We start from the raw sequence: 16,847 nt of genomic DNA, 5'->3' as shown, positions 1-16,847 counted from the left end.
GTCTGGAGCAAACCATGAAAGCTTATACAGTTGAACAAGGTATCGTTGCACCATTAGATCGTGCCAATGTTGATACAGATTTAATTATTCCAAAACAGTTTTTGAAATCAATCAAACGTACTGGTTTTGGCGATAACTTATTTGATGAACTTCGTTATTTAGATGAAGGCTATCCGGGACAAGATAACTCGGTACGTCCAAAAAATCCGGATTTCGTTTTGAACCAACCACGTTATCAAGACGCAAATGTTTTAATTGCTCGTACTAACTTTGGTTGTGGTTCAAGCCGTGAGCATGCGCCTTGGGCATTAAATGAATACGGTTTCCGTACTGTTATTGCGCCAAGCTTTGCTGATATTTTCTTTAATAACTGTTTCAAAAATGGCATGTTACCTGTCATTTTGTCAGAAGAAATTGTTGATCAGTTATTTAAAGAATGTGCTGCTAATGAAGGATATCAATTAACAATTGATTTAGCTGCTCAGGAAGTTCGCACTCCAACAGGTGAAGCTTTTAAATTTGAAGTTGACCCATTTCGCAAGCATTGCTTGTTAAATGGCTTGGATGATATTGGTTTAACTCTTCAAAATGCCGATGCAATTCGTGCTTATGAAGAAAAAACTAAACAAGTTCGTCCTTGGGTATTCCAAGAGTTAAATTAACCTTTTGGTACATTTTAAACATAGCCATGGCGTAGTGTTCAAACTCTTGCTAACATGCTAAAGCATAAAAACACCTTAAAATTATGCACTAGATGAGGATTGGGCTTGAACAATGAAGAGGAACGTTACTCATAGCTTTTTGTTGAGCCTGTGCGCAATAACACTCAGTGCTTGTCAGAGCACGTACAATGTAGTGGATACTGTCCGTATTAAGCAGGCTGAACAAGAAAATTTGGGGCAGAATGCAGCAATATATTGTTCGGGCGCGAAGAGTTGTGAATTTGAACGACTAAATGATATTACTGTAGTGGATGCGCAAACACGACGAATTAGTAATCAGGCAATTCATCAAGGAATTGTACGGTTGCATGGTTCAGTGCTTGGTCAAACCAACAGTTTATATTTATCTGTGCCCGCTAAACAATATGAAGTGGTGATCCGTTTTTATCCGATTTCTCCAGATCGGGCAGAAACATTCCATGTGATTCACCAGTTTAATGCCAACCATCGCTATACATTTAAAATGTACCGAGACAAATCTAACCGTTCAGGTAGTTTGCTCAATGTTTCTGTACCAGATCCATTATGTGTCGATTTAGATCAGGATGGGCGTGTAATTCGCCGTTTTTGTCGACCATTTGATGTAACAACAGGACTAGGCGAGTTCCTTGAACAGAAAAAACTAACACCGCGGTAATCATAACGCTGCTTGTTTTTGAAAAAATGGAAAAAGTTCATGTCTAAACAGATTTTAATTTTAGCTGGTGATGGTATTGGTCCTGAAATTGTTGGGGCAGCAGAAAAAGTATTAAATACAGTAAATGAAAAATTTAATTTATCGTTGACTTGGGAACATGGCCTATTGGGCGGCGCTGCAATTGATGCGCATGGTGAACCGTATCCAGCTGTAACGAGTGAACAAGCAAAAAAAGCTGATGCAATTTTATTAGGTGCGGTAGGCGGACCAAAATGGGATGCAATTGAGCGTTCTATTCGTCCTGAACGTGGTCTTTTAAAAATTCGTAGTGAACTTAACTTGTTTGCTAACTTGCGCCCAGCGATTTTATACCCGCAATTGGCAGATGCTTCTAGCTTAAAACCTGAAATTGTTGCTGGCTTAGATATTTTAATTGTTCGTGAATTGACTGGCGGCATTTATTTCGGTCAGCCACGTGGTATCCGTGAACTCGAAAATGGTGAAAAACAAGGCTATAACACGGACGTTTATTCTGAAAGTGAAATTAAGCGCATTGCCAAAGTTGCTTTTGAGCTTGCAGGTTTACGTGGTGGTAAAGTTTGTTCGGTCGATAAAGCGAACGTTTTAGAAGTTACAGAACTTTGGAAGCAAACAGTTACTGATTTACAGCAAGCAAGTTATTCAAACATTCAGCTTTCACATATGTATGTGGATAATGCTGCAATGCAGCTTGTACGTGCGCCTAAACAGTTTGACGTGATCGTAACGGGTAACTTATTTGGTGATATTTTATCTGATGAAGCAGCAATGCTTACAGGTTCAATCGGTATGTTGCCATCTGCATCGTTAGATGAAAATGGCAAAGGTATGTATGAGCCTTGTCATGGTTCTGCACCTGACATCGCGGGTCAAAATGTGGCTAACCCATTAGCAACGATTCTTTCTGTTGCAATGATGCTTCGCTATACATTCCGTGAAGAAGCTGCTGCAAAAGCAATTGAAGATGCTGTAGGTCAAGTACTTGATCAAGGCTTGCGTACAGCAGATATTATGTCTGATGGTATGACAAAAGTTGGTACAGCCGAGATGGGTGAAGCAGTTGTAGCCGTGCTTGCTTAAAACTTACTTCGCTAAAAAACGCAGCTCAACGCTGCGTTTTTTTTGTGCCTATGTTTTAGCAGGCTTTGCCTTCATATTGAATAGACTCGGCAATATCATTTTTAAGCTGAAAAATAACTTTACAGTTGAAATTCAAATCGTAAGAGTTGCTGCTCAAATTTCCAGATTGTATAGCGACAGAATTACCTCTCATGTCGACATTAGTCACCATCGGGATTGGAATGTTTAATGGCCGTAAAATCGTATAGATGAGTTGATTGGATGTTTTTTGAGGAGTATTTGCAACTTGAAAACCAAGACTGCGTAGATTGATATCTTGCTGAATGGTGTTCGATGATTTGCCTAGAAAACCCTTTAAATATTCTTGTAAATCTATAGATTGGCGGGGGTGGCTAGTACAACCGCTCACATTCATTATGATTAAACAAAGTAGGCCAATTTGACATCGGGTATCTATATTCATTTTTATCTCAATAAAAAAATTATATTTATTATTAAAGAACAATAGGTTGGATTTGAATGCTTGTAAAGTAAAAAAGGAAGATTATGATAAATAGAAGGTAAATTTGTCTTACGATTTATCATTACATTCAAACCGTTTTAATAATAATTTCATAGAAAACTTAAGGAAGAAAAGTATGAGAAAAATAGTTTTTGCTTTTTTATGTAGCTTTGGAATGACTGCGGTCTATGCAGATAACTGTGATAGTGCCCGAAATACTTACGATGATATTTACTGTACAAATAAAATTTATGCGAGCGCTGATGCAGATCTGAATAAGAACTATCAAGCACTGCGAGTTAAGTTAAATACCACGCAGAAAAATATTCTTAAGAAGTCTCAGCTCGCGTGGATACGTCAACGTGATGCAGATTGTACAGATTCAAATAGGAATAGCGTAGACGTGCAATGTCGTTTACAGACAACGCAAGAAAGAAACCATTGGCTGCAAGAAAGATTGCGTGAATGCCAAACGGTAGGATGTAAAACCAGTCGCTTAAGTGAATAAACAACGCAATAAAAAAGCCACATCATAAAGTGGCTTTTTTGCATTCACTAATTAGCGAGCACGGTACGTAATACGACCTTTAGTGAGGTCATATGGAGTCATTTCGACTTTTACACTGTCGCCAGTAAGAATACGAATATAGTGTTTACGCATTTTACCAGAAATGTGTGCAATAACTTCGTGACCGTTTTCAAGACGTACACGGAACATCGTATTAGGAAGCGTTTCGGTGACAACGCCTTCGAACTCAATGAGTTCCTCTTTATTGGCCATAGCCTACCTGATGATCAAATTGGAAAGGCGCAAATTATAGTCAATTTATTTAAAAAAAACAAGATAGACATACTTCTGCTCAAGCATCTGGTTAAAGTATGACTAATAAAAAAAGATGTAATTTTTTTCACAAAAGAAGTGTAATTCTGTTGTCAGTTTGGTCAATCAACGCTAATCTAAAATCATAGTTATTAGGGACTGTTAATTGCGTAAAGGTCAACAGCCCTAAATATCAATGAAGTATCTACATGGAAGGGCACTGCGTGGGTCAGCTAACAGATGCATCAGTTGTATTACGCTTTGGCTATCAAGCGATTCGTCGTGCGGGTTTGCCAACAGAAGAAATATTAACCAAAGCGGGAGTTGCTTTAAATCAGGTCGATACCAATGCACGTACACCGTTAAGTGCACAGTACGCCTTTTGGACTGCTGCTCAGGAAGTCAGTAAAGATCCAGATATCGGTTTGCATCTAGGCGAGCATTTGCCTTTGTACCGTGGTCAGGTCATTGAACATCTATTCATTAGTAGTGAAACTTTTGGTGAAGGTCTAAAACGGGCCTTGGCTTATCAGCGACTCATTAGTGATGCTTTTGATGCAAAACTAGTCATTGAGGAAGGACGTTGTTATTTAACCAATGGCGAACAGATCGGTGCTGATAATCTTGTTAATCGACATTTTTCTGAATGTGCAATTTCGGGCATCCTTAGATTTTTTAAATTTATTACCGAAGGGCAGTTTCATCCCATCTTCATCGATTTTAATTTTAGCGAAGGTGCTTCTGAGGATGAATATTTCCGAGTATATGGTTGTCCGGTCAGTTTAGGTCAAAAAGAGACACGTTTATATTTTGATCCAGCTATTCTAGATTTTCAGCTTTGGCAAGCGGAGCCTGAGTTATTGCAGTTGCATGAGCAGCTTGCGATTGAAAAATTACAGGAATTGGCTCGTTATGATTTAGTGGGTGAAGTTCGTCGCGCAATTGGTTCAACGTTAGAAAGCGGAGAAACAACCTTAGAAACGGTTGCAGCTCAGTTGAATATTACTCCACGCCGCTTACGTACTCAGCTAAGTGAAGCCAATACTAGTTTTCAGCAAATCTTGTCAGATTATCGCTGTCGATTAGCTAAAAAACTTTTGGCAAATACTAACGAGAGTGTTGAACGTATTGTGTATTTAACAGGTTTTTCTGAGCCAAGTACGTTCTACCGCGCATTTAAGCGTTGGACGAATGAGACACCAGTTGAATATCGTAAGCGTAAACAACACCGTTAATTTATTCTATGTCATGATGGAGTCGTGCCATAGAGGCTTTAATAACTGGATTGGCCTTCAGCTAGAGTTACTTTTCTTTCGGGATGAAGAGCGTAAGCTCTGCAAGAACAAAAGCTTATGACACGGTAAAGAGTAATAATTCTTACCGTGTCATAAGGTGAAAAAATTCTCGAACTACGCACTTCGTTTGTCTTGCACTGCGGTTAAAGTACACTTTAACCTTGTTCAGGTTGCGTATGACTTTGTCGCGTATCCTATTTAATACTTAATTTGGATACTGAGTTTTAAATGTTTTAATCTGGTAAATTAAGCCAATGTGGACCAAGCGGCGGCTGTGGCAAATCAAACTGCTCAGGATAATTACACTGAATAAAATAAAGACCGTCGGGTGGGGCTGTTACTCCTGCCGCCTTACGATCTTGTGCTGCAAACATTGTATCGATATGATCAACTTCATACATACCTTGACCAATTTCGAGTAAACATCCAACAATATTGCGAACCATATGGTGTAAAAAACCATCTGCTTCAATATCTAAAACCAAATAGCGCCCATGTTCAAATAAACGGCAATGTTTTACATGTCGAACAGGCTGATTTGATTGACAGGCTGCTGCGCGGAAGCTTTCAAAGTTATGAGTGCCTTCAAATTTACTTGCTGCTTCAATCATCTTTTTCACTTCTAACTTTTGGTAAACGTGAGTAACCTGTTTATACAAGAGTGCAGGGCGGTGAGGCGTGTTATATATAATATAGCGGTAACGTCGAGCAGTCGCTTTAAATCGGGCATGAAAACTTTCATCCATCAGCTTAATCCACTGAATGGAAATATCTTTAGGTAGCTGGCTATTTGCCCCTCTTAACCACCCCGTTTCTGGACGAATGGCGTGCGTGTCGAAGTGTGCCACCATATTTGTCGCATGTACTCCTGCATCGGTACGACCAGCACCATGGAGCGCTATAGTCTCATTTGCGACTTTGCTAAGCACACGTTCAATGGTTTCTTGTACGCTGGCAACGCCTGGCTGTTGTGTTTGCCAACCTCGATATTGAACTCCGCTAAATTCAATACCGACTGCATAACGTTGCATAGCTTTACCTCTATTTAATGCAAATTTTCGTTCCAATGGCTGAGCCACTGTTCTGGGGTTGAGTATTTTAAATAGATTTTAAGTGCTTTTGCATAGAGATCTGCATGACTATGTGCATCACTAATGACAATTTTTGCAGTTTTGGCCCATGCACTAATTGCATAACGTTGATCAATACCACCAAACGTCACCTGAGTTGTAAGAATCGGAACGCAGCCATACGTATAGAGATCATCTAATGTTGTGAGTAGCTCTTGATTAACGGCTATGTTTCCAGTGCCAAAACCTTGCAATACTAAAAATTGAGGTGGGGCTGGTAGTAAGTTTCGTAATTGTTGAACGAGTTGAGCGGTTGCGATAGGTTGCATCATCCAATTCAAAATTTGAAAAGATGCTGCACGCTCGATTTGTGCATCTTGCACAATCAGCCCATTTTGCTGAGGGGTAAATTCAGATTCAGCTTTAAGGCCGGAAAAAGCGTCAAGTTCAGTCGTATGTGTCTTTAACACAGTTTGAGCATGAAATACTTGATGATGAAAAGCAAGGTAAGTCCCTACAGGTAATTTAATCGCCTGTTCTAATGCAAGATATAAATTATCAATTGCATCAGTAAACTCACGTGTGTCATCTCCTTGAACATTAAGAAGAGGATATTGACTGCCAGTAATAACCACATGGCAACTTTGTCCTAGAAAACGAGCTAGAGTCGCAGAAGCATAACTAAGAGTATCTGTACCATGAATAACGACGAAGTGCTGATAACCTTCGAGCTGGAGCTGTTGCATGCGTTGAATAAGACGTAGCCAATCGGGCGCTGTACAAGCGCTGCTATCTACAATATTTGGGGCAGCAAAACAGTCAACCGTTAAGTGAGGTGGTATAACTTTTTTAAGTTGAGGCAAGAATTGGTCATATGGCATAGGAGCTAAAGGTTCACCTACACAGCCAAAAGTACCACCCATATAAAATAAGGCTATTTTTTTCATCTTTTTCAGGCACAAAAGCAGTCATCTTTGACTGCTTATGGTAAATCGATCAGCTCTAAGAAGCTATGCGATTTAGTAGATTTTTCGCGCGTTGTTGTTGCTCTATGTTGAATTTTTGCTCATTACTTGCCAACAAGGCATGTGCTGCTGGATAAGCCCCTAACTTGATGTACTGCTCTGCAAGTTGTAAGTCGAGTTCATTTTCATCTAACTGTTTTAATTCTGGAAATGCGTCTAGAAGTGGATCCTCTATTTGAGTTTGAGTCGCCTCTTCATTTACTGCCTCGATATGGTTTTGAGTTTCAATCTCTGGTGCTGTAACTAACGCAGGCTCATCTAACGAAAACTCAAGAGGGGCGATAGAAGTTGCTTCTAAAGGTGCTTGTTCTACGAGTGTAAGCTCATCTAGTGATGGAGCTTGTTCAACAGATTTTGTCTCTGAACTTGAAGGATTTAAGTCAAGGTTAAAATCTAATGCATTGAGGCTATTTTCTTGATTTGCTTTTACCTCTACTACTTGAGTTTTTTCCTCAGTTTCATGCAGTGGGGCCAAGTCAAAAGAAAACTCTAAATCAGCTAGCTCATCTGTTTCTTGAGATGACGATATTTCTGGTACTTGCTGAGATGCTAATACTTCTGGTTCATGTACAGGTTGGCTGGTATTTTCTGTAGCCGCAGTTTTTTCGAATGAAAAGTTAAATTCTAAAGGTTTAACTTCAACAGCAGGTTCTTGTTTTACAGGTGTATAATCTTTTTGCAAGTCATCAAAAGAAGCTTCAGAAGAACTTGTTGCTAACTGGTCAAACTGCGCTGTAGTGTCTGGTGTATTTTTTGGTTCTTCGTATGTTTGAGCTTGAGGAAAATCGATAGCATCAGGTTGTCTTGATGACTCATATTCTTTTTGTCTGGTTTCTGCTTGAGTTGCTATTTCATTGAGTGCCAAGCTACGAATATGGCTAATCAGTTGTGTTATGGCAAATTCATCTTTCTGGGCAATATGAACCTCAAGTAACAATAAATAAAGCGCATGCTGAGTATTGTCTTTTTTTAACGCTTGATTGACTTGAGCTTCAGCAGCTGAATATTGCTTTTCTTGAATGAGCTGTTGGATTTTTTGACGTACAGCTTCTGGAACAGGAGTGCTTTGTGGAATAGGTGGAAGAGTTTCTTCTACCATATTTACTTTGTTTTTTTCACGCGAGTTTTTACTCGATTTAGAATTTGCTTTTTTATTGGTTTTTTTATTTACCGTTTTAGGAGAGGTGGTCTCTTGTTTCTGGCTATTCTCGCGTTTTTTAAAAATAACAGCGACCACGAGTAATATGATGAATGGAATCACATATAACATTACTTTCCCCTTAAAAAATAAATATTTGCAATATAAAGCGAGCTAACTCTGGTTTTAACTTAATGTTTTTGCTTGTGAGTTTGTTGCTGTGCTTTTAACTGCTGTTGTAACTCTGCCAAACGAGCATTCAAAAGTTGAATACGTTGGTCTTTTAACCGTAAAGTTTGATTTAGTTTGGTTACATTCCTTTGTAATGTAACGTTTTTTTCTCTTTTTGTCATAACTTTTACTGCTAACTCAGTATTGTTTTGACTTTGTTGTGTGCTCTTTTTAGCACTTCCATGTGTAGAATTTTGGCTGTTTTCAGCCACGATACTCATTTCTGCTTGTTGCAGGCGGTATTTAGCTTGGCCAGAAGGTGATTTTGCAGTATGCGTTATTTCTGTTTTAGATTTATTTTGCTGAGTTTTAGCGACAGGAGTATGACTAAGTTTTAGAGAAATTCCCTGACGTAAACGGTTTACATCACCTTGAATAAAAGCATGTTGGTTTTGTTGTTGGATATCATGCATGACCTTTGCAACAGGCTGTTTGGTTTTCGCTGCAATACGATTAGCAATGCTCCATAAAGACTCATTATGCTGTACTACATATTTACCTGAAGTTACTGGTCCTTTAAATGGACTTAGGGTTTGTTTCTTTGCAGTATTTTGACTGAGATTTTTGGATGGAACAGGCTTCTTTTGTCCTGCTAAATTTTTAACTGTTGTTTTTGGCGAAGTGTGGGCATTTGACTTAGTGATAGTAGGATTAGTTGGTGCCTGATTGGGCCCAGTGCTTGTTACAACTTGTTGAGTTGCCTGAGCTGAAGCGTTTTCACTAAGTGAGGGTGTTGAATTCGTATTTACCGCTGGTGTAGAGCCAGAACTGATATTAAGGTTTTGTTCACTATTTGAGTTTGTTGCGGTTGGGGCCGAAGTTGATGAAACATATTGGGTGCTTTCTGGCAGATTTAATGCAATATCTTTCTCATTAACAACAAATTGAGGGGATAGAGTGCTTTCATTATTTTCAGTCTTTTTTATCGGAGAAGGTTTAATTACAGTTTTAATATGTTGCAAACGCGTTGCAGAACCTTCACTGATTTTTACAACAATATTGAGCTCAGGATCATTAACAGGTCGGGATGAGGTAATCACAATAACCCCAGAACCTTGACCATTTTGGCGTGTATAAAAATTAAGATTTCCCGGAGGCTGATGAGTTACACCCAAAGCGCTTAAATCTTCAGGAGTCGCTAAACTCACTTGTAATGTAGCGTTGGGGTCAGCTTGTTGGAAATTCATTTCTGCATATAACAAATCCCCAGGTGCCGACTGAATTTGTATAGGGTCTAATGTAATCGCATAAAGAGAAGGCGAAGACATAATGGTGAAAATGGCAATTTTTAATTTGTTATAAACAGTCATCTCAATCCATGACCTAATAAGTCGTAAAGTCGTTCAAAATTATACAATAATGAAATGTAAATAAATTGTAAAATTTTTACAAACCAGTTACGGAAAAGCCGATCTAATGTGATCGGCTTTTCGTTTTGACTGAATAATTCAGACCAAATTATGAGCTTTTGTATTCTACTAAGATGCGTAACATGCGACGTAAAGGCTCAGCAGCACCCCAAAGTAACTGATCACCTACTGTGAATGCGCCTAAATATTCTTTACCCATATTAAGTTTGCGCAAACGGCCAACAGGTACAGTTAAGGTACCAGTTACAGCAACAGGTGTAAGGTCAGTCATAGACGCTTCACGAGTGTTTGGTACAACTTTTGCCCATTGGTTTGAAGTACGAATCATATCTTCGATTTCATCAAGTGGGACATCTTTTTTCAATTTGATTGTCAATGCTTGAGAGTGGCAACGCATCGCGCCAATACGGACACAGTGGCCATCGATTGGAACAATTTGTGAATTACCCAAAATCTTGTTGGTTTCAACTTGACCTTTCCACTCTTCTTTTGACTGACCACTTTCAAGTTGCTTATCAATGTAAGGAATCAACGATCCAGCTAATGGCACACCGAAGTTAGCAGATGGGAAACCTTCGCCACGTTGTAACTCGGCAACTTGACGATCAATATCCAAAATTGCAGATTTAGGATCATCTAACAATGTTTTAGTATTGTTATATAAGTAACCCATACCAGTAATTAGCTCACGCATGTTTTGTGCGCCAGCGCCTGATGCTGCTTGATAAGTCATAGCAGTCATCCACTCCACCAAATTGTTTTGGAAAAGTGAACCTACACCCATCAACATAAGCGATACTGTACAGTTACCACCTACGAAAGTTTTGGTGCCGTTAACCAAGCCGTCTTTAATAACGTTAAGGTTTACTGGGTCAAGAACGATGATTGCATCATCTGACATACGTAAAGTAGAGGCTGCATCAATCCAGTAGCCATCCCAACCAGTTGCTTTTAACTGTGGGAAAACTTCAGACGTATAGTCACCACCTTGACAGGTAATAATGACATCCATTTGCTTCAGACTATTAATGTCTGTAGCTTCCATAAGTGCTGGGGCAGTCTTACCACCAAATGAAGGAGCTTCACCACCTGCATTACTGGTAGAGAAATAAAATGGCTCAATATGAGCGAAATCATTCTCTTCAACCATACGTTGCATAAGGACGGAACCGACCATCCCGCGCCAACCGACCAGACCTACTTTCATGTCATTTTGCCTCGGTGCGTTAAAATTATTAGGGGGAGTTGAGTGTATCAAAAGTGTCCACAACTGCAAGCGTTACAGAAACAAAACACCATGTTTATTGAGTAGAATATCTTGTTTATGTTACATACAAAATTGATAAAGATGACAAAAACATTAAAAACCAAATCATCTTAAAAGAGAAAATTCAATGATTTATATCGAAGTTCTAGCTGGTCTGGTGATTTGGTTAAGTTTCTGGTCACTTATTCCTCGTGATGAGTGGTGGTTTCGTGGCGCCGACTTTCCTCGTTTGCAGATTCTATTTGTTGGTCTGTTAGCTTTTATTGGTATGCTATTTTGGCCTACCGAATGGAATCTATGGCGCGAGATAGTCCTTGCTGTGCTTATAGCGGCCATCGCGTATCAGCTTAAAATGGTTTTGCCTTATACCTTACTCTGGAAAAAGCAGGTTAAACAGGTAAAACCATCTCAGTTAGACCAGCAAAAGCAAATTTCATTAATTGTATCGAATATTCTAACCCCAAATGAAAAATATCATTTACTTCTTGAACAGATTAGGACATTAAAACCAGATTTGTTGCTTACACTGGAAAGTGATAAGACTTGGGAAAATGCTTTAAAAGAAATTGAAGAAGACTATCCTTATCGTGTTCCTGTGCCTTTAGATAACCTATATGGCATGCATTTATATAGCAGATTACCTCTATCTAATACTGAAGTTAAATTTATTTTGAGTGATGAAATTCCTTCTATTCATACCACTGTGACTTTACGATCTAGTATGCCAGTTCAACTGTATTGTTTGCATCCAAAACCACCGAGTCCAACCGAGGCGAAAGATTCGACTTTACGTGATGCAGAGCTTTTAATTGTTGGAGATCAGATTAAAGACTTAGATGAAAGCTGTATTGTGATGGGGGATTTAAACGATGTAGCGTGGTCACGTACTACGCGGTTGTTCCAGCGGATTAGTGGGTTACTTGATCCACGAGTTGGGCGACATTTCATTAATACGTTTCATGCAGATTACCCATTGCTACGTTGGTCTTTAGATCATATTTTTCATAGTACCGATTTTGGTTTAGTTAAAATGCAGCGTTTACCACATATTGGATCTGATCATTTTCCTGTATATGTCGTTTTACAGACTGGGCGAATATTTGAACATATTCAAGAGGAATTGGAACAAACTCAAACCGATGAAGAAGAGGCTCAAAGCGCCATACAAGAAGGGATTGCCAAGGCTGAAAAAGAAGAAAAAATTGTGACTGATAAAATTGCGCAGCCTTATAAATGAAAAGAATATAAAAATTGATGTAAGCAATATCGTACAAAGATTTGAGTCTAGGGCGAATAGGCAGAGGGTGATAAAAACCTTATTCTACATTCATCGGCACACGGAAACGGGAATGGACAATCCCACGTAAGGATACACAAAGCTGATATGGAATAGCATCACGGATCAGATGTTGGAAAGGAAACTATAAAAATAACGATTAACCTGAAAGCACAACCTCATTTACCCGAGTTTTGCAGGACGCAGAACTCGGGTTAATATTTTATATATACCATATTTAATTTGCCGTAAAAAAGAAATATTTTTAAGCTAATCTTAATTTTAAAATCTATCTAATTATAGGTGAGCGCCTATTAAGTTCTGGTCTATATCTGAGCAATTTTCAATGAAAATAGATACAATTTTTTTTTAAGATAAGTTTTTGTTTTTATAGATTATTGATGAGTAAATATGGGCTTTCATCTATTTAGATATAAATTGGGGTTGTTTAATTGGTAAATCTCAATAGAATGTGCCGATCGTTGACATGTTGGATCGTCAACAGGCATTGTTGTTTATCTCGTCAGATCGGCGAGTTGTGATTTGTTTGTGCATTTAAATTTCTGTTTGGAAATTACTGTACATATTGAGGTTTCACTCTTAGTTAGTGGTCTTCTCCCTCTCATATTTGATACTTTGCGGTGCATAAGGATTGTCTTATGAAGAATTTTAAATTTAGCCTTGCTTGGCAAATTTTAATTGCTTTAGTCCTAGGGATAGCTGTAGGGGCTGTTTTACATAATCAGCCTGAAATAAAAGATAGTATTGTGAATAATGTTCTTACGCCAATGGGTAAGATCTTTATTAGCCTGATTAAAATGATTGTTATTCCAATCGTTTTCTCTACCTTAATTTTAGGTATTGCAGGTGTTGGCAGTACGAAAAGTTTAGGGCGTCTTGGTTTTAAAACCATTCTCTACTTTGAAATTATTACCACGGTTGCCATTTTAGTTGGTTTGGTTGCGGCAAATATCTTCCATCCTGGTTCAGGCATTGATATGTCTCAACTGGTTCAAACCGATATTTCTCAATATAAGAGTACAGCTCAAGAAGTTGGTTCTCAATCGCATGGTTTGGTACAGACAGTTTTGTCAATGATTCCAACCAATATTATTAACTCGATGGCACATGGCGAAATGTTGCCAGTGATTTTCTTCGCCGTGTTATTTGGTATTGGTTTATCTTCATTGCCAGAGAAGACCAAAGATCCATTGTTAAGCGTATTTCATGCTGTGTCAGAAACAATGTTCCGTGTGACACACATCATTATGAAATATGCACCATTTGGTGTGTTTGGTTTGATTGCGGTAACTGTTGCGAACTTCGGTTTCGCATCATTAATTCCATTAGCTAAATTAGTGGTATTAGTTTACGCAGCTATCTTATTCTTTGCTTTTGTGGTTTTAGGAATCACTGCAAAAATGTTCGGTATCAATATCCTTATTCTAATGAAAATATTGAAAGATGAACTGATCTTAGCTTACTCAACAGCGAGCTCGGAAACTGTTCTACCGCGTATTATGCAAAAAATGGAAGACTACGGTGCACCAAAAGCAATTTCTAGTTTTGTAATTCCAACGGGTTATTCATTTAACCTTGACGGTTCAACACTTTACCAAAGTATTGCAGCTATCTTTATTGCACAGCTTTATGGTATTGACATGTCAATTGGTCAACAAATTCTTTTAGTTGTAACCTTAATGATTACTTCTAAAGGTATTGCTGGTGTTCCTGGTGTATCATTCGTGGTGTTATTAGCTACGTTACATACAGTTGGTATTCCACTTGAAGGCTTAGCATTTATTGCTGGTGTTGACCGTATCATGGATATGGCACGTACCGCATTGAACGTTGTAGGTAATGCACTTGCAGTACTTGTGATTAGTAAATGGGAAAAACAATACGACAGCGAGAAAGCAGCAGCTTATGAGGCAACTTATAAATAATCTGCCTTGTTGTAGTAAAAACCCGCGTTGATCGCGGGTTTTTTATGGGGTTATTTCAGTACAGATTCATATAGAGCCAGTGTCTGATCACACATGTCTTTCAAGCTAAACAGGGTAACAGGGGCAACGACTTGAGGCTGTTCAATATGCTGTTCCACTATTTCCAGTAAAGCCTTTTCATTTCCTACTTCAACAAGACCTTGTGGATAGACATTCGATAAAATCTCGGCTACGCCTCCACGATTCCAGCCAATGACTGGCGTACCTACTGAAAGCGCTTCTAATGCTGTTCTACCGAATGTTTCTGCTTGATTGGATAGAGAGAGCACAATGTCACTAAAAGCGAGCCATTCGCGTATATCTGAGCGATGTCCTACAAAGGTAATTTTATCTGCGAGTCCTTTGCTTTGAATGGTACTCTGCAACTCGCTTAGATAGGCCTGTTTTTTTGCATCGGCACCACCAACAACTACAGCATGTAGCTGAGGATATTGTTTACCTAGTTTTTGCATCAGTTCAATTAAACTTTCATGTCCTTTTAAACGTGTAATACGGCCAGGTAAGCAAAGTAAAAACTTATTTTCGAGTTCAGGAAAGTCATTAAAAACTTGATTAAACCATTGTGCTGATGGCTGATAATTATGTGGAAACGCGGCTGGGTCAATTCCTCGATAAATCCGAACAATATCTTGGGGAGGGCAGTTTTTATAATGGTCAGTGATGTATTTAACTACGCTGTCAGAAACAGCAATCACTTTTTCAGCCTGCGTCATAATCGCACTATAACGATTGACTGAATAAAAGCCATGCACTGTGCTAATGAGGTGAGGGCGTTTGTTCGCAGGTATTTTCCTTAAAGCAAAATGAGTCAGCCAAGCAGGTACACGTGAGCGTACATGAACAATATCTGGTTGATGCTGTTCAATCAGCTGACGTAGAGGGCGGATTTGCCACAAGCTTGAAAGCGACTTTTTATGAATGGGTAGCGTTAAGTGAGTAGAACCTTCAGCTTCGAGCTGTGAGACTAAGCGCCCGCCGTTTGAAACAACTAAAGACTGATGACCTTGTGCAACGAGCGCACGTGCAATTTCTAGTGTGCCGCGTTCTACGCCACCGCTATTGAGTTCTGGGAGAAGTTGCATCACTTTCATTATTTTTTGCCTTATACATTCATAAAAGATGGACCATCCACAGATACATCATTTCAAACTAAATCATTATCCGGAATTTACTATCGTGATAGCGACATGGATGTCGCTGTTTCGCTGTGTTACAAGGAGGTAACATCAGCGGAACAAAGGATTTTTGCTTACTTTTTATCCTTGAAAAGTAAGGTCTGCCTATTCGATAGTATTTGAATTTCACTTTAAATTGAGGCTGTGCTTACTATCAATTTAAAATTATCACAGCTTTATCTTAATAGATCTCTTCATATCCCTCAGGACGTGTCTTAAATCGACGGTGGAACCACATATATTGAGTCGGTGCGATGCGAAGTTGATTTTCAATAATTTTATTGACGCGTGTTGCATCATCGACTTCGTCTTCACTTGGCATATTGTCGACCGCAGGTTCAATCAGAACATGATATTTCGGGTTCTTGATATCTCCATGGCGATAGAAATATAAAGGCACGGCGACTGCTTTTGAGATTTTTAATAAGCGGCGGTGTGCAGTGACTGTGGCAGCAGGTACGCCAAAAAACGGTGCCATAACACCTTGTTTAAGTCCAAAGTCTTGATCTGGGCTATACCAAATTGCATCACCATCTTTAAGGTGACGAATTAAACCACGCATATCATCATGGTCGATTTGTGCTTTATAAATTGTGCCACGGCAACGATAAATGAGCATATCGAGCAATGGGTTATTTTGAGGTCGATAGACAACATCCGGTTCAAAATATTGCGCACAAACATAGCCGCCTGCATCAAGAAGCGTGCTGTGAGTACCCAGTAATAAAACACCTTTGCCCTGAGCTTGGGCATTGGTAATGTGCTCCAAACCGTCAATCGTGACTCGGTTTTTAAACCAGCGTGGGTTGTACCATGCATTTAAGGTTTCAAATACCCCAAGCATCATATCGACGAAAACTTGTTGAGCTTGTTGTTGAACTTTATCGGCAGACCATTCTGGAAAGCAGACTTCTAAATTGCGAATAGTGGTTTTACGGCGTGATTTTAGATATTTCCAAGCCAGATGAGCTACGCCATGTGCCAGACGCCATTGTATGGCCCAAGGTAAAATAGCCAAAAGCATTAAAAAGACAATAGCAATCCAAACACCCCAATATTTAGGCAATAAAAAGGACCATTGAAATTCACCGGGCGTATAAGGCTGCTTTTGGCTCATAACGATATAAAGAGTTCAGAAAGTTAAAACTGGCAAAAGTGTATCACGAACTGAATTTATCGTCGTAATACACTGTT

General features: G+C 39.0%; 16 protein-coding genes. 7 read left to right on the top strand and 9 right to left on the bottom strand.

Annotated elements, in window-relative coordinates:
* The first annotated feature begins 14 nt into the window (after positions 1 to 14).
* The 3 genes from leuD (at position 15) to leuB (ending at position 2,478) form a co-directional block, all read left to right on the top strand.
* Positions 15 to 662 (top strand): 3-isopropylmalate dehydratase small subunit, encoded by a 648-nt coding sequence (leuD, locus tag MMY79_RS17220; protein WP_252610509.1) that lies wholly within the window; start codon positions 15 to 17, stop codon positions 660 to 662.
* Positions 663 to 774: 112 nt separating this feature from the next.
* Complete coding sequence (locus MMY79_RS17215; RefSeq protein ID WP_005302052.1) at positions 775 to 1,359, top strand: hypothetical protein; 585 nt, start codon at positions 775 to 777, stop codon at positions 1,357 to 1,359.
* 39 nt (positions 1,360 to 1,398) lie between these two features.
* Positions 1,399 to 2,478: a 3-isopropylmalate dehydrogenase gene (leuB, locus tag MMY79_RS17210; RefSeq protein ID WP_252610506.1), complete on the top strand. Its 1,080-nt coding sequence runs from the start codon at positions 1,399 to 1,401 to the stop codon at positions 2,476 to 2,478.
* 55 nt (positions 2,479 to 2,533) lie between these two features.
* Here the strand turns inward: leuB and MMY79_RS17205 are convergent, their stop codons facing one another.
* Entirely contained in the window at positions 2,534 to 2,941 is a 408-nt protein-coding gene (locus tag MMY79_RS17205; protein WP_252610504.1) for a hypothetical protein, read from the bottom strand.
* 175 nt (positions 2,942 to 3,116) lie between these two features.
* Between MMY79_RS17205 and MMY79_RS17200 the strand changes: the two genes are divergently transcribed.
* On the top strand, positions 3,117 to 3,488 hold the full coding sequence (locus MMY79_RS17200) for a lysozyme inhibitor LprI family protein (protein WP_049837938.1): 372 nt from the start codon (positions 3,117 to 3,119) through the stop codon (positions 3,486 to 3,488).
* A gap of 51 nt (positions 3,489 to 3,539) precedes the next feature.
* Here MMY79_RS17200 and infA read toward each other — a convergent pair whose 3' ends face one another.
* Positions 3,540 to 3,761 carry a translation initiation factor IF-1 gene (gene infA / locus MMY79_RS17195; protein WP_001284370.1) on the bottom strand — a complete coding sequence of 74 codons (222 nt, stop codon included), beginning with the start codon at positions 3,759 to 3,761 and terminating at the stop codon, positions 3,540 to 3,542.
* Between the two features lie 263 nt (positions 3,762 to 4,024).
* Between infA and MMY79_RS17190 the strand changes: the two genes are divergently transcribed.
* Positions 4,025 to 5,035: an AraC family transcriptional regulator gene (locus MMY79_RS17190; protein WP_023274328.1), complete on the top strand. Its 1,011-nt coding sequence runs from the start codon at positions 4,025 to 4,027 to the stop codon at positions 5,033 to 5,035.
* Between the two features lie 293 nt (positions 5,036 to 5,328).
* Here the strand turns inward: MMY79_RS17190 and truA are convergent, their stop codons facing one another.
* The 5 genes from truA to asd all read right to left on the bottom strand — a co-directional run bounded on the left by truA (position 5,329) and on the right by asd (position 11,136).
* Entirely contained in the window at positions 5,329 to 6,126 is a 798-nt protein-coding gene (gene truA / locus MMY79_RS17185; RefSeq protein ID WP_252610502.1) for a tRNA pseudouridine(38-40) synthase TruA, read from the bottom strand.
* 14 nt (positions 6,127 to 6,140) lie between these two features.
* Entirely contained in the window at positions 6,141 to 7,112 is a 972-nt protein-coding gene (locus tag MMY79_RS17180) for an asparaginase (protein WP_252610500.1), read from the bottom strand.
* 55 nt (positions 7,113 to 7,167) lie between these two features.
* The gene (locus MMY79_RS17175; RefSeq protein ID WP_252610498.1) at positions 7,168 to 8,460 is read right to left on the bottom strand and encodes a hypothetical protein; all 1,293 of its coding nucleotides are present in this window, start codon (positions 8,458 to 8,460) and stop codon (positions 7,168 to 7,170) included.
* Between the two features lie 59 nt (positions 8,461 to 8,519).
* Entirely contained in the window at positions 8,520 to 9,869 is a 1,350-nt protein-coding gene (locus MMY79_RS17170) for a hypothetical protein (RefSeq protein WP_252610497.1), read from the bottom strand.
* 148 nt (positions 9,870 to 10,017) lie between these two features.
* Entirely contained in the window at positions 10,018 to 11,136 is a 1,119-nt protein-coding gene (gene asd, locus MMY79_RS17165) for an aspartate-semialdehyde dehydrogenase (protein WP_004794839.1), read from the bottom strand.
* A 187-nt stretch (positions 11,137 to 11,323) separates the two neighbouring features.
* On the opposite strand from asd, the gene MMY79_RS17160 reads away from it, so the two are divergent.
* Together MMY79_RS17160 and gltP are read left to right on the top strand one after the other, a co-directional pair.
* Positions 11,324 to 12,433 (top strand): endonuclease/exonuclease/phosphatase family protein, encoded by a 1,110-nt coding sequence (locus tag MMY79_RS17160; protein ID WP_252610494.1) that lies wholly within the window; start codon positions 11,324 to 11,326, stop codon positions 12,431 to 12,433.
* A gap of 698 nt (positions 12,434 to 13,131) precedes the next feature.
* Entirely contained in the window at positions 13,132 to 14,418 is a 1,287-nt protein-coding gene (gene gltP / locus MMY79_RS17155; protein WP_252610492.1) for a glutamate/aspartate:proton symporter GltP, read from the top strand.
* A 50-nt stretch (positions 14,419 to 14,468) separates the two neighbouring features.
* Here gltP and MMY79_RS17150 read toward each other — a convergent pair whose 3' ends face one another.
* Both MMY79_RS17150 and MMY79_RS17145 read right to left on the bottom strand, forming a co-directional pair.
* Complete coding sequence (locus MMY79_RS17150; protein ID WP_252610490.1) at positions 14,469 to 15,569, bottom strand: glycosyltransferase family 4 protein; 1,101 nt, start codon at positions 15,567 to 15,569, stop codon at positions 14,469 to 14,471.
* 265 nt (positions 15,570 to 15,834) lie between these two features.
* Positions 15,835 to 16,770, bottom strand: a complete 936-nt coding sequence (locus MMY79_RS17145; protein ID WP_252610488.1) for a lauroyl acyltransferase — start codon at positions 16,768 to 16,770, stop codon at positions 15,835 to 15,837.
* Positions 16,771 to 16,847 lie beyond the last annotated feature (77 nt).

The sequence above is a fragment of the Acinetobacter sp. XS-4 genome (assembly GCF_023920705.1).
Taxonomy (GTDB): Bacteria; Pseudomonadota; Gammaproteobacteria; order Pseudomonadales; family Moraxellaceae; genus Acinetobacter.
The sequence above is the reverse complement of the archived record's forward strand: the minus strand, read 5'-3'. Positions and strand labels throughout refer to the sequence as shown.

Coding starts and splice junctions, on each gene's coding strand:
- leuD (WP_252610509.1), top strand. CDS start 15: ATGAAAGCTTATACAGTTGAACAAGGTATCGTTGCACCATTAGATCGT.
- MMY79_RS17215 (WP_005302052.1), top strand. CDS start 775: ATGAAGAGGAACGTTACTCATAGCTTTTTGTTGAGCCTGTGCGCAATA.
- leuB (WP_252610506.1), top strand. CDS start 1,399: ATGTCTAAACAGATTTTAATTTTAGCTGGTGATGGTATTGGTCCTGAA.
- MMY79_RS17205 (WP_252610504.1), bottom strand. CDS start 2,941: ATGAATATAGATACCCGATGTCAAATTGGCCTACTTTGTTTAATCATA.
- MMY79_RS17200 (WP_049837938.1), top strand. CDS start 3,117: ATGAGAAAAATAGTTTTTGCTTTTTTATGTAGCTTTGGAATGACTGCG.
- infA (WP_001284370.1), bottom strand. CDS start 3,761: ATGGCCAATAAAGAGGAACTCATTGAGTTCGAAGGCGTTGTCACCGAA.
- truA (WP_252610502.1), bottom strand. CDS start 6,126: ATGCAACGTTATGCAGTCGGTATTGAATTTAGCGGAGTTCAATATCGA.
- MMY79_RS17180 (WP_252610500.1), bottom strand. CDS start 7,112: ATGAAAAAAATAGCCTTATTTTATATGGGTGGTACTTTTGGCTGTGTA.
- MMY79_RS17175 (WP_252610498.1), bottom strand. CDS start 8,460: ATGTTATATGTGATTCCATTCATCATATTACTCGTGGTCGCTGTTATT.
- MMY79_RS17170 (WP_252610497.1), bottom strand. CDS start 9,869: ATGACTGTTTATAACAAATTAAAAATTGCCATTTTCACCATTATGTCT.
- asd (WP_004794839.1), bottom strand. CDS start 11,136: ATGAAAGTAGGTCTGGTCGGTTGGCGCGGGATGGTCGGTTCCGTCCTT.
- MMY79_RS17160 (WP_252610494.1), top strand. CDS start 11,324: ATGATTTATATCGAAGTTCTAGCTGGTCTGGTGATTTGGTTAAGTTTC.
- gltP (WP_252610492.1), top strand. CDS start 13,132: ATGAAGAATTTTAAATTTAGCCTTGCTTGGCAAATTTTAATTGCTTTA.
- MMY79_RS17150 (WP_252610490.1), bottom strand. CDS start 15,569: ATGAAAGTGATGCAACTTCTCCCAGAACTCAATAGCGGTGGCGTAGAA.
- MMY79_RS17145 (WP_252610488.1), bottom strand. CDS start 16,770: ATGAGCCAAAAGCAGCCTTATACGCCCGGTGAATTTCAATGGTCCTTT.